The organism is Pseudomonas sp. S3_A03, from assembly GCF_054668275.1.
Map to the genome: position 1 here is coordinate 1,142,152 of NZ_CP162753.1, position 12,933 is coordinate 1,155,084.

General features: G+C 60.2%; 11 protein-coding genes and 1 pseudogene. 2 read left to right on the forward strand and 10 right to left on the reverse strand.

The genetic code is table 11. The features are described from left to right. Positions 1-195 precede the first annotated feature (195 nt). From AB4O25_RS04955 to AB4O25_RS04975, 5 genes are read right to left on the reverse strand one after another with little or no spacing between them, the layout of a single operon-like run. Positions 196-1,386, reverse strand: coding sequence for a PAAR-like domain-containing protein (locus tag AB4O25_RS04955; protein ID WP_068931841.1), 1,191 nt, complete (start codon positions 1,384-1,386; stop codon positions 196-198). Continuing rightward, on the reverse strand, positions 1,386-2,426 hold the full coding sequence (locus AB4O25_RS04960; protein ID WP_137220102.1) for a hypothetical protein: 1,041 nt from the start codon (positions 2,424-2,426) through the stop codon (positions 1,386-1,388). Before AB4O25_RS04960 ends, AB4O25_RS04955 begins: the two co-directional genes overlap by 1 nt. Beyond that, entirely contained in the window at positions 2,423-3,535 is a 1,113-nt protein-coding gene (locus AB4O25_RS04965; RefSeq protein WP_068931842.1) for a DUF2169 family type VI secretion system accessory protein, read from the reverse strand. The genes AB4O25_RS04960 and AB4O25_RS04965 overlap by 4 nt, the downstream gene beginning before the upstream one ends. Before the next feature lie 15 nt (positions 3,536-3,550). Next, entirely contained in the window at positions 3,551-3,997 is a 447-nt protein-coding gene (locus AB4O25_RS04970) for a DUF6484 domain-containing protein (protein WP_017529828.1), read from the reverse strand. Positions 3,998-4,014: 17 nt separating this feature from the next. Further along, positions 4,015-6,192, reverse strand: coding sequence for a type VI secretion system Vgr family protein (locus AB4O25_RS04975; protein ID WP_460150592.1), 2,178 nt, complete (start codon positions 6,190-6,192; stop codon positions 4,015-4,017). A 202-nt stretch (positions 6,193-6,394) separates the two neighbouring features. Between AB4O25_RS04975 and AB4O25_RS04980 the strand changes: the two genes are divergently transcribed. Then, positions 6,395-6,817: a hypothetical protein gene (locus tag AB4O25_RS04980; RefSeq protein ID WP_223496338.1), complete on the forward strand. Its 423-nt coding sequence runs from the start codon at positions 6,395-6,397 to the stop codon at positions 6,815-6,817. A 188-nt stretch (positions 6,818-7,005) separates the two neighbouring features. On the opposite strand, the pseudogene deoC reads toward AB4O25_RS04980, so the two are convergent. After that, positions 7,006-7,689 (reverse strand): annotated as a pseudogene (deoC, locus tag AB4O25_RS04985) (deoxyribose-phosphate aldolase). Between the two features lie 128 nt (positions 7,690-7,817). On the opposite strand from deoC, the gene deoR reads away from it, so the two are divergent. Continuing rightward, the gene (deoR, locus tag AB4O25_RS04990) at positions 7,818-8,576 is read left to right on the forward strand and encodes a DNA-binding transcriptional repressor DeoR (RefSeq protein WP_032883447.1); all 759 of its coding nucleotides are present in this window, start codon (positions 7,818-7,820) and stop codon (positions 8,574-8,576) included. Here deoR and AB4O25_RS04995 read toward each other — a convergent pair. From AB4O25_RS04995 to AB4O25_RS05010, 4 genes are all read right to left on the reverse strand, one after another. After that, entirely contained in the window at positions 8,573-9,619 is a 1,047-nt protein-coding gene (locus AB4O25_RS04995; RefSeq protein ID WP_460150593.1) for an aldose 1-epimerase family protein, read from the reverse strand. The genes deoR and AB4O25_RS04995 overlap by 4 nt on opposite strands. Continuing rightward, positions 9,616-10,947, reverse strand: coding sequence for an L-fucose:H+ symporter permease (gene fucP / locus AB4O25_RS05000; RefSeq protein WP_017528022.1), 1,332 nt, complete (start codon positions 10,945-10,947; stop codon positions 9,616-9,618). The genes AB4O25_RS04995 and fucP overlap by 4 nt, the downstream gene beginning before the upstream one ends. 28 nt (positions 10,948-10,975) lie before the next feature. Further along, positions 10,976-11,896, reverse strand: coding sequence for a ribokinase (rbsK, locus tag AB4O25_RS05005; RefSeq protein ID WP_017528023.1), 921 nt, complete (start codon positions 11,894-11,896; stop codon positions 10,976-10,978). A gap of 147 nt (positions 11,897-12,043) precedes the next feature. Beyond that, positions 12,044-12,907: a methyl-accepting chemotaxis protein gene (locus tag AB4O25_RS05010; RefSeq protein WP_370737697.1), complete on the reverse strand. Its 864-nt coding sequence runs from the start codon at positions 12,905-12,907 to the stop codon at positions 12,044-12,046. Positions 12,908-12,933 lie beyond the last annotated feature (26 nt).

The following is a 12,933-nucleotide window of genomic DNA, read 5'->3' on the forward strand; positions in this document are numbered from 1 at the left end:
ATGGGACGTTATCGGCCCCCCATTCTTCACAATCCAGAGAGAACAGTATCGAACCGGTAGAACCTTCACTGATAGAAATGTCGTCCGTGGCCATCACATAGCAGAGGTCTGAGTAACGAACGACTCCAGTACTAATGCTGAGTCCGCTGAATCGTGGGTCTTTGGGGTCCATATTGATCTCCTGAAGTGAGTAAATTAACGACGAGACTTGCTAGTGAACATTTCGACTCTAGCCTTCTCACGCTCGTCTTGATTGCTGGTCATGGACGCACAGGCATTGATCGGTTTTTCCTCGCCTGGGTCCTTTGCTTTGTCGTGATAGGTGTTCAACTGAGCTTCCAGGCATTCCTGACTACAGTTGGAGTCCGGAAAGGTTTTCTTCGCCGCCCTGGCCCCCGTCTGCGTAGCCTTGGACCTTGGCCATTCACCGTTTGCATCAGCTTCATGCAAGGCCACCACCCCACGTCGGGTATGCATCTGGCCGTGGGTGGCGGTGGTCTGATTGGGCCCCTCCGCGCACATCACCGGGGCTCTGTCGGTCTGGTATTTGCTCCAGCCGGCTTTGGTCGGGTGCTTGCTTCTGGGTTGGCCGGGAAAGGCCGGCCCGTCGGTGAAGGATGCCGAATCGATTAGGTGGTCACCGGTTTGTCCGGGGCAGCATCGGTTGGGTTTGAACGGCGCGAGAAAGCAGCGCATCGCCTTTTGGCAAGGGTCGCTGTTGATGGTTTTGGCCAGGGACGCATACTCGCCCTGGACGTCGGCGTGCGTGCCCAGATAGGCCGCGTTGTCTTTAAACCCGTCGCCCGCCGCGTCTTTAGCGGCTTTGCGGGCTTTGGTCGCGGCCTGTAGCGGGCTGATGTCCGGGCAGATCATTTTCTGCTCAAGGTCCCCGCAAGCGTCTTTTGCCCGGCCTCGTTCGCCCTCGCATTGGGCCAGATCCTTGGCCAGTGCCATTCGGTCCGTATAGGTCCAGGGCATGGTATTGCCCGGTTGGGAGGCATGGTTGTGGGTGGTCAGGTCCATGTGCCGAACAACGTTTTTCCCTTCGTACTTCACGTCCATCGACCAGGAGGTGAAATACACCTTGCCCTTGATCTTGTTGGTGACGATGCCCTTTTTAGGGGCGTTTCCAGCCTCATCCCCATAGCTGGTTTTGAAATAGCTCTGGTCCTTGAGCATGATTTCCTTACCCGTGATCTTTACCGTCCGACTGCCCTTGGTCGTGTCCTTGGCCATGCCGGTGTTGGGGTAGGGGATGGGCACGCCCAGCGGGGTAGGCGGGGCCACGGGTGGGGTGAAGCACACGTCCGGAAAACACGCGATCGACTTGCCGTCGGCCGACTTGCAGGAGACTTCCATGTTGTTGGCAAATACTTGGTTGGCCATCAGGCAGCCCTCACGGTCTGGTAGCTGAGCAGCGCGACGGCGCGTTGGCCGGCGTCGTTGCCCAGGTGGCAAAAAATATTCGGCCCTTCGCCATAACCCTTGCGGCTGGCGGCCAGCGCCACGGCGAGCATCGCCGGGCCAATGGCGGCGCCGACTTCACCGATGCAGTCGGCCGGATGCCAGAGATGGAAGAACTCCTTGCGTACCCGCAGGCTGCGGCTCAGGGCCAGGGAAGCTTCCTTGAAGTAATACTGTTCGCCAGAGATGTCCGTCAGGCGGTAATCCATCTGTTCCAACCCGCAACCGGCTTCGCCCAGGGCTGCGCGCACGGCCTGGGTCAGGCCTTCGGCGCGTAGCGGGATGTCTTCGGATTCCACCGTGGCCTGTTCCGTGCCGAACCCCAGCCCGATGCAGGCCAATTGCGGCGTGTCACTCGCGACGGGGGCGGCCAGCACCACGGCGGCAGCCCCTTCGCCGGGGATAAAACCGTTGGAATTCTGGCTGGTGAGCAAGCGCTCGCGTTGCTCGAAGGCAGCCAGCGTTGGCCCGTTGAGGAAGGAGTCGACGCCGGCAATCAGCACGTGGCGATGGCCACCGCCATAAATGAGGGTGCGTGCATCAAGCAGCGCCACGGCGGCGCTGACCCGGCCATGGGCGAGGATGCTGGAGGCGGGGTGAAAGCGCAGGCCCAGTTCGGCTTCAATGGCCTGCAGCAATCCTTTATCGAGACCTTCTAGACGGCCGGGGCGCTCGAGCTCCGCCAGCCCCAGCAGCAGCGGGGTTTTTTCCGGGTCGACGTTGGGCGTGCTGTGCAGGGCCTCGGCAATGGCGCGCGCGGCCATCTTGACCAGCTTGGTGCGGCCGCGCCAGGGCTGTTCCAACGGCACGCTGGCGGCAATCAGCCATTCGCCGCCCCGATCGATAAAGCGGGTTTCCTGGAAGTTGTCGATGGCGCAGCGGATCGCCGCGCAACTGGCCGGTGCGCTGAGGCCGACAGCGCTGACCATGCCGGAGCCGATAATGCTCAAAGCACGCATCAGTGCGTTTGCTCCCGGGTGCGTTTGGCGTTTACCAGGGCGCGCAGCGATGGGTAGTAGTCTTTACCCAATGCCCGGGCGCGCCACCAGCCGATGGACAGCGTGCCGACCAGCACCTGGGCAATCTCGAACATGTTGCGCCGCAGCGGACGGGAGGTACGCCAGGTCAACTGCACCTGGCGGGCGTCTGTGTCGATCAGCAGGGTGTCGATCACCGCTGACACCGTTTCATGGCCGCCTTTTTTCAGGAAAAAGGTCACCGGCACTTCCATCTCAGGGATGCGAAAACCTGCGCGCTCCTGGGCAGTGAGGTTCAGCAGTAGTACCTCCTCGCCTGCGCGCAGGTAATCAACCTGCTGATCGTCGGGTGCGGCCTGATAGTAGCGGGTGTCGAAGTCCGCCGGCAGAAACGGAAAACAGTCGGCTTTCCAGGCCTCGTCGTAGGTACCGGCGAAGCGGGCGCGTTGCGGCCAGCTACGAGCGATGGGGCCGAGGGCCATGGGGCGAAAGTTGCCAAAAGGGTTTTCGATCGGTTTGCCCAGCTCTTCGGTGTTGGGCATTGGCCTGCCGACGATGTAGGCGTTATCAAGGCCGCGCGGGTACCAGCCGCAACCGCTTGGGTTGTCCAGGTAACCGTCACGCATATCGGGGGCATTCACCATAGGATGGGAGCCACCGTAGGCCTGGGCATAGGAGATGTTCTGTTCGGTAAAAGGCTGCGGCGAGCCGGGAGAGAGGCCCAACAGCCCCAGTTGCCATTGCCTCGGGCCAACGACGGAAAAAGCCTTGCTCATTCGACCCACGCGAATACCCGCGGTCAACTGCGTCACGGGCCGCCCGCCGGGCGCGTAGGCCTTGCCGCACACCAGCACATCGCAGAAGGGCTTGACCGGCGCAAAGTCCATTTCCTGCAGCGGGGCGCTCAGGCCTGGTTCGCCGAGAAAGGTGTCGGCCATCAGCAGCGGTTGCTGGCTGTCGGCGAGCGTCAAGGCGCGACCGTCCAGCGGTAGATCAAACGTGCCTTTGGCCACCACGACCAGGGATTCGCGACCATCACGGTCCATACCCAGGGTATAGGCCGCCGTCAGTCTGCTGGCATTGAGCAATTCCATGGGCCGATTACCTGTCTAGTTGATTTGCACCGAGCCGCCCTTGATGCGGTTGACTCCGCTGGAACGGCTGGACAGGTAGGCGCCCTGGATGATCACTTTGCCGGCGCGGGTCAGGGTGATGCTGGCTTTGCCGCAACGCAGCACAATCTCGCGTTCTGCGCTCAATTCCAGGCACTGCTCATCCAGTCGCACACTGGCGACGGGAGCGACGGCGGCCTGGGCGTCAAGCAGAAGGCCGATCAGCAGTGGGCGGATCGGGTCGCCGTCCTCGAACATCAGCGCCACCGGGCTGCCGATATCCGCCGGGCTTAGCCGCGCAGTGCAGCGAGCGACGAGGCCGCGGCTGTCCGGGCAACCGGGGTAGGTGACCGTGGGCGCGCCGGCATGGGGCAGGGCGAGCAGGCTGCCGATGATGACCCCATCGATACGGGCCTGGGTGGGGAGCGGGTACTGAACCGTCATATACATACCTCCATGTCCTAGTTCTGCAGGATCTTCTGCCCTTTGATCACCACGTTCTTGTTGGCCTTGATGTTGATGGCGCCGGAACCGTCGATGATGATGTTCTTGCCGCGAATCGTGATGGAGCCGTCCTTCTTCATGGTGAGGCTGGATGCGCCCGTGGTCAGGGTAATGGAGTCGCCGGCGGTGAGGGCAAAGTGCTTGCCGACGTCCAGGCTGTCGTTCTGCCCGATGCTGGTGGTTCGGTTGCGATCGACGTCACGGGATTCGTCCTGGCCGATCTGGGTACGCTGGTTACCGTTGATCTCGATCCCTTCGTTGCCCTTGACCGTTTCGTTACGGTTGCCCGTGATGTCGATGGTCTCGTTGCCGCCTACGTCTTCGGTACGGTTGCTGACGATGGTGATTTTTTCGTTGGCGCCGACCTTTTCCGTGCGGTTTGCACCGATGGTGATGGTCTCGTTGCTGCCCACATGCTCGGTGCGATTGACACCGATGGTAATTTTTTCGTTATTGCCCACGTCCTCGGTACGGTCTACGCCGATGGTGATGGTCTCGTTGTTGTCCACCGTTTCTGTGCGGTCGTGTTTGACGTGAACGGTTTCGTCGTTGTCGATGGTCTTGCTGCGGTCATGGCCGACCCAGTGGGTCTCGTCGTTCTCGACCTCGATGTCCTGGTTTTTTTCGGCGTGGATAAACAGCTGCTCCGCGCCTTTTTTGTCTTCCATGCGGATTTCATTGAAGTTGGCGGGTGAGCCGTCTTTGCTTGAACGGCTTTTCACTCCGCTCTGGGTGGCATTGGCCGGCAATTTATAGGGGACTGTCTGTTCGGCGTTGTAGACACGACCGGTGATGATCGGCCGATCCGGATCGCCTTCGAGGAAGCTGACGATTACTTCCTGACCGATCCGTGGGATCTGCATGGCGCCCCAGTTCTTGCCGGCCCAGGCCTGGGACACGCGAATCCAGCAGGAGCTGTTTTCGTTGGATTGGTCATGGCGGTCCCAGTGGAAGTGCACTTTGACCCGGCCATACTGGTCGGTCCAGATCTCCTCGCCACTGGGGCCGACCACCACGGCGGTCTGCGGCCCCCGGACGATGGTCATGGGGGTCAGGGGGAGGGGACGGAATGCCTGGCTGGCGTCCATGCAGTCCAGCTCGCTGACGAACTGCTCGGACAATTCCGACTGCCCGCTTTCGTAGAGTTCCTGGCGGATCTGGTAGCGTGCGACCACCACCAGGTATTCGCGGTTCTGGTCCTCACGGCTGTATCCAGTCAGCCTGAACACATGGCCGGAGCCCAGGCCACGGGTGCAACCACGCAACTGCACGCGCTCGAACTGGCTATGAATGGCTTCGATGCGGGTACGCGCATAGTGCTCGCCATCGTTACTCTGGACGTATTCACCGGGATAGTCGTAAAGCGGGTAGTCGCCGTTGCTGTGGTCGCGCGGCACACTGGAGCGCACATCGAGGCTGGCGCGGGGGCGCTGGAAGTCATAGTCGTTCAGCGCCAGCGAACCGGATTGCACCTCCCGCGCCAGTTGCCAATCGTAGAAATGATCGCGCTCGCGCATTTGCCGATCAGGTGGAAAGAAGGGCACCGACGCATAGCCTGCCGCAGTGGAATGAGCGCCGTAGGCGTCGGCCAATACCAATACGTGGCGCGCCTTTTCATGGCGAAAGTAGTAATAGATGCCTTCCTGTTCCATCAACCGGCTGACGAAGTCGAAGCTGGTTTCGCGGTACTGCACGCAATATTCCCACTCGTGATAGCTGCCGCTCAGGCTGTCTTCGAAGTCGGAGAAACCGAGGTCGCGGAACACCTGTTTGATGATGTCCGGCACGGTCTTGTTCTGGAAAATGCGGCAATCGGAGGTGCGCGTGAGCAGCCAGAACCAAGGCCTCAGGCTGACGCGATAGCCCGCGAACTGACCATGGCCGGTCAGTTGCCGGCAACTGCTGATAATGCCGTGAAAGTAGCGACGGCCACCCTCGAACAGTTCCAGGGACAGACCCATCGGTTTACCCAGCAACTGATCGAACTTGATCGCTTGATCTTCGGAAGTGAGGTCCAATTCGTAGTGAAACAAACGCCCCAGCTCTTCACTGCCGGCCATGCTCTGCAACAACAGGACATCGCCGCCGAGGGGGCTGTCAACCTGCACCCAACGGGTGTTTTGCGTTATTGCCATAAATTGCCTTCCAAGTTGGCGTAGCCCGTAGAGTGTTAGCGTATCTGGCCGCAGAATCAATGCCCGGTTACGATTCAACGTCGAAGGCGGGACGAGGGGAAAGCAAATGCGCCTCAAGGTTCAGCAAGACCGAGGTGATTGAGGTGGGCTTGGTGACAAGCCAGGCACATGATTTAACATAATATACATTATGCGTAATACCATGTTACGCAATCAGCGGCAGTGCCCACCAGATTTCAACGCACCAAACCCCTGTCAACGCCAACCCTGGGCAAAGCCACCAGCCACGAACATTTCGCTGCTGGTTTTGACCCGGCGGCAACTGCGTGATCCTGTCTTCAAGGTCTGTGTGTTTCTGGTCGGTGCCGGCACCAACTTCTGTGCCGAGATCGGCCAGATGAACATCCGTCGATCAGCATACCGGCACCTTTCCAATCCAGCGCCCAACGCTTGGCCAATGACGCAGCACGGCCCTTGTGGCGCTATACGTATTGAGATAGATCCGATGGGCTGGAATTCGCCAAGGCCCGCACCGGCAAACAGCCGTGTGTTCGGCGGCATAACCGATAAAGTGCGGATCCAACCCCTTGAGCAGCCGGAACGCGATGATGCGCATCGATCTTGAAGAAATTCCCCAAAGGCCGACGGGCTATCCCTCGTGAGCGCCGAAAGGCCATGCGTATGGAGAGACGGCCTGGCGCATCAGCACTGTCCTCGCCCATGCTTGATACCTGAACATGAATCTAACTCAACTAAATGAGTATTTAGTTGAGTTAGATTAATACATGGCTGTGCTTGCCAGCAAAATCGCCGTCAGTAACCGCTCGCCGCGGTCATGGCGCCGCCCACGATTGCGATCCCTGAGCTGCTGCCCAGGCGTGTCGCCCCGGCTTCAATCATCTTCACTGCCGTCGGATAATCGCGTACGCCGCCGGAGGCCTACACTCCAACCCCAGTGCCTACGGTTTTGCGCATCAGGGCCACGTCTTCGACCGTAGCGCCGCTGCGGCTGAAGCCGGTGGATGTCTTGACGAAGGCCACGCCCAGTTCCCGGCAGATTTCACACGCCTGGACCTTCTGCCTGTCGTCAAGCAGGCAGGTTTCCAGAATGACCTTCAACGGTACGGCGCCACAGGCCTGTTGGACCAAGGCGATGTCATCGCGCACGGCGTCCAGCAACCCGTCTTTCAACCATCCGATGTTGAGCACCATATCGACCTCCCCTGCCCCGGCGGCAATGGCGCGTTGGGCTTCGAAGGCCTTGGTGTCACTCAGGCCGGCGCCCAGTGGAAAGCCCACCACGGCGCAAATCACCACGGTTTTGTCGGCCAGGCAGGTCGCGGCATAAGGCACTTGCCCCGAGTTCAGGCACACCGAATAAAAACCGTGTGCCTGGGCTTCTTCGCATAAGGTGCGGATCTGTTCCCGGGAGGCGTCCGGCGCCAGCAAGGTGTGATCGATATATTTGGCCAATGCGGTGGGTGGAAGACTGTTCATTTAACGGGTCCTTGCCTGTATGTTGCCAATGATGATGCGGCGCTTGTCACAATACTCACGCCAATACGTTACAATACTAACAATTAATGTTACTTAATTAACACTAACAATCAAGCCCTGGAATACCCGTGGACAGTAGAAAAGCCGAGCGACTGAAGCTTATCCAACAAGCCCTGAAGGACCAGAACGCCATTCACCTGAGGGAAATGGCCGCCCTGCTGGACGTTTCCGAGATGACCCTGCGCCGTGATCTCAGCCATTTCAGCGATCATCTGCGGTTGTTGGGTGGCCACATCACCCGTGTCGGTAATGACGTCGGCGATTACCGGGTGGCCGAACAAGACACGCGCCACGTAGAAGAAAAGCGCCGTATCGGCAAACTCGCCGCGCAGTTGATCCAGGCCGGTGACACGGTATTTTTCGACTGCGGTACGACCTCGCCTTTTGTGGTCGATTTCATCCCTGATGCACTGGAGTTCACCGCGGTGTGCAGTTCGTTGAACGTGCTGCTCAAGCTGCAGAACAAGCCCAATTGCCACATTGTGTTGTGCGGCGGCACCTTTCACCGCAAGAACCAGGTCTTTGAAAGCAGCGCCGAAAGCAGCATCCTCGACAGCGTGCGCCTGACCTGGGCTTTCGTGACCGCCGCCGGCGTCAGCCAGGCGTTCGGCGTAACGTGCTTTAACTTCAATGAAGTCGAGGTCAAGCAAAAGGTCATGCGCCAGGCCCAGCAACGCGTGTTGCTCGCCGATTTCAGCAAGTTCGACACGGTGCGCACCGCTCACTTCGCCACCCTTGAAGACTTTCAATACGTGGTCAGCGACAAGAAAATCCCCCGAACGTATCAGGACGCTATTCGGGCCGGCGGTGCGCAATTGCTGGTTTAACCCAACAATCGTTGGCGCTCCTGCGCATTCAAATAACCGGTGGTGACACTGAACGATGCGCAGGCCCCGGCGGCCAGCTGACGCACGTGACCTTTGGTTTTCTCGGCGTTATAACCCTCGGGCTCGCAGGTGGACGGCAGCACGAACGCTGCCACTTGTTGATCCGGTGTGTGCAGGATCCAGCGTGCGGCGTGCTCGAATTGCTCGGGACGGTAGCGGGTGTAGAACGCCGTACCGTCGGGATGGTCCAGCAGAAAGTGTGCCTGGCCCAGGGTGTCCGTACCCACGCCGTCGAAGAAGAACACGATCTCGGGATCGTACAGCGATGGCTGTTCGAGGCAGCCCAGTTGAGTGGGACACTCAGCCAATTGCGCCATATAGGCACTCCAGGCCGGCGTCGGCTTGACGTGGTCCGGCACACTGGTGCGCAGGCGCTGGCGCTGCACGCCCAATGGCTCGACGAAACGCGCGCCGTCCACATAGGCATAGTTCATATGGGCCATGTACATCAGGTCCATGGGCTTGCCGGCCAGGTTTGTCACCTGCATGTCGATATCGAACACGGCCGAATCGGCGCGCAGTGTCACGCTGGGGCACGCCCGGTAGCGATCGCCGAAGCCCTTGGCGTACTCATACGAACCGCCCAGGCGCACAAAGCCCTCGCCCACCTCCAGCCAGGCCGAGTCGAGGGGCGCGCAGGGCATTTCGCCGTGCAAGGCATGGGTGTCATCGGCGGCCGGGCAACCGTTGCGCAACAGGCCACTGTGAAACATGAAGCAGCCGTAGGTGTCGATAATCGTCGGGCTGGGCCGGGGCTGCTCGAACAGGTTGCTCATGGTCAGGTCGCAACCGTCGAACACGGCCGACCAGATCATCTGCCCCTGGTAAGGCAATACCACCAATCGCCCACGACTGTTCTCCAGGCTCAGGGCCAACACGCCGGACGGATAGACCCAGGCACTGACCTTGAAGGCCGGCGATTGCAGGAGGATTTTCTCCTGCTCGCCGAACACCGTTGGGTACAACGGGATACGTGTATTCATGAGGCCACCGCTCCGGTCGCACCCACCGGCAAAGTGCCGGGTTGACGCATGCACTTGAGCGCATACATCACGATCACGATAAAGCACAGCAACGGCACGCTATAGGCCAGCTGCATGTTGCCGCCGCTGGCGTCGGACAACAGCCCCTGGAAGATCGGGATCACCCCGCCGCCGACGATGCTCATCACCAGCAGTGAACCGCCGACGCCGGTGTCTTCACCCAGGCCATCAATGGTCAGGCCGTAGATGGTTGGCCAGCAAGGCCCCAGGAAAATACTCACGCCGACCGCCGCGTACACCGCCGAAATGTTCGGCACCAGAATGGTATAGGCCAGCAGCACGATGCACAGCACGCCGTAGATCGCCAGCACCTTGGCCGGATGCAGACGGCGCATCAACAGGTTGGCGATCAACTTGCCGACAAAGTAGGCGGCAAAGGTGGTCAACAAGAACCATGAAGCGCTGCGCTCATTCATACCGCCCATTTGCATGGCCAGGCGAATGGTGAAACTCCATACGCCCACCTGCGCGCCCACATACAGAAACTGCGCCAAGACGCCAAAGGTGAAGCGCGGGTTTCGCCAAAGCCGGCCCAGGCTTTGACGCAAGCTGCCAGGCTTACTGCCGGCGGGCGTGTTGCCTTTGCACGCAGGGAACCGGGTCATGGCGACCAGGATAAATATCAGCACCAGCACCGCAATCATCCACTGGTAAGGCAACAGCGTGGACTGGATCATTTGCAACTGCTGCACCGCCGCCTCGGAGGCGCTCATCTGCGTCAGTTGCTCCGTGGTGGCGTCGGTGTCCTTGAACATCACGAAGCTGCCCACGTACACCCCGGCCATGGCGCCGAACGGGTGAAAGGTCTGCGAAATGTTCAATCGCCGCGTCCCGGTTTCCCGAGGGCCCATCAGCGTCGAGTAGGTGTTGCAGGCCGTCTCCAGAAACGACAGGCCGGCGGCAATCACAAACAGCGCCAGCAGGAACATGCCGTATTTGGCGGTGGAGGCTGCCGGAAAAAACAGCAGGCAGCCGAACATATACAACAGCAGGCCGATCAGGATGGTGCTTTTGTAGCTGAAACGACGAACCACCATCGCCGCTGGAATCGCCACGAAAAAGTAGCCCAGGTAAAACGCCGACTGCACAAAGGCGGTCTGGAAATCGCTGAGCAAAAACGCTTTTTTGAAGTGGGCGATCAGCACATCGTTCATGCTCGCCGCCGCGGCCCACAGCGCAAAAATGCTGCACAGCAGGATAAAGGCGAACCAAGGTGTGCGGTTCAGGTAGAAACCATCGGGTGTCTGTTGCAGCGCAGGTTTGTTCATTATTGTTCTCCGGGCTGGGTTGAGAGTGTTACGGCTGTTGCTGAAAGCGCTCGAACGTTTCGTGGTCGGGGTAGGACGTCTGTGTACCCAGGCCCATGACCGAGCAGGCGGAATAGGCCACCGCCTGTTCCATGGCCTGACGAATATGGCCGTCGCGGTTCCAGTGGTGAATGAAGCAACCGATAAACGCATCCCCGGCGCCAGTGGTGTCACGGGCCTCGACCCGCACCCCCGGTACCTGGAACTCGCCCTCCTCCCCCACGTACAACGCGCCGTGTTCGCCGAGGGTGACGATCACGTGGCGAATGCCACCGGCCACCAGGCTGCGGGCGGCGGCATGCGCCGATTCCGGCGAGTCGACCACGTGCCCGCTGAGCAATGCCAGTTCCGACTCGTTGGGGATCAGGAAGTCCAGGTGCGCCAAGTGTTCAGCGCTGAGCCCGGACAGGGCCGGCGCGGGGTTGAGCAGGACGGGAATGGCGTGCCGGTGCGCGAATTCGATGGCGTAGTACACGGTTTCCACCGCGATTTCCAACTGCAGCACGATCAGCCCGCACTGCCGCAGGTCCTCGGCCGCCGCCTCGATATCCGCCGGCGACAAATGCGCATTGGCACCCTTGACGATCAAAATGCTGTTATGGGAGTCGGCCCGCACAAAAATCGGCGCCACCCCGCTGGAAACGCCCGGCACTCGCTGTACATAACGAGTGTCGATGCCAAAGCGCTGGAAATTGGCCACCGTGTTGTCGGCAAACATGTCGTCGCCGACCTTGCTCAGCATCAGCACATCGGCCCCAAGCTTGGCTGCCGCCACCGCCTGGTTGGCCCCTTTGCCGCCGCACCCGAGGGCAAAACCCGGCGCTTCCAGGGTTTCGCCCTGGGCCGGCATGCGGTCGATGTAGGTAATCAAGTCCACCATGTTGCTGCCGATGACTGCGATCTTGCTCATTGCTATTCCACCTTGTTACGGCACGACCAGGCAGGTCGTGTCGCTCTTGTTTTGTTATTTAAATAACATTAGGTGTGAATATTCAATCTTTATTTTGCACGAGCAAAAAAAACCGGCCCACAGGGGCCGGCTGAAAATGTGCCTGCGTTACAAGCTGAACCGATCTACCGACTGGGACAATTTGCCGGCCAGGCCGGCCAGCTCATCGGTGGTCGAAGCCGTTTCACCGATAACGCGGCTGTTGTTCTCCGACATGCCGGCGATCATTTCCACCTGATGGGAGATTTCGTTGCTGGCCAGGCTCTGTTCCCCGATGGTGCGTGAAATATCGTTGACCAGCTCGGTGGTATTCAGGGTGGCCTGCAGAATCTCGCGAATCGCCCGCTCGACCTCAGCGGTCACGGCCATGCCTTTGTCGACCTGGGAAACCCCCTCCTCCATGCTAGTTACCGCCTCGCGGGTGTTTTGCTGGATACGCGCGACCATGCTCGCGATTTCCTGGGTCGAGGCACTGGTGCGTCCCGCCAGGCTGCGCACTTCGTCGGCCACCACGGCAAACCCACGGCCCTGTTCGCCCGCGCGCGCGGCTTCAATCGCAGCGTTCAGGGCCAGCAGGTTGGTCTGGTCAGCGATGCCTTTAATCACTTGGATAATGCTGTAGATCGCCTCGGACTCTTTATCCAGCGTGCGGATGACCTGGGCCGATTGCTGGGCCGAACGGGCGATGCCGTCCATGTCCTTGACCACCTGGTGAATCACGCGCCCGCCATCCTTGGCCAGGGCTTCAGCCTGGTTGGCCATATCCAGGGCGCGCCCGGCATGCCGGGTGATTTCTTCAATACTGGCGGTCATTTCACTCGCCGCCGCCGCCATGGTGCTGGCGGCGCTGCTTTGTTGCTGGCTGCTGCCGGCCACTTCATGGCAGCCCTGGCTCAATCGCTCGCTCATGCCGTTGACACCCTGGGCGTTGCTGCGCACCACCTCGATCATGCCGCGCAGGTCGCGCTGCATGGTGGCGAGGCTGCGAATCAACGAGC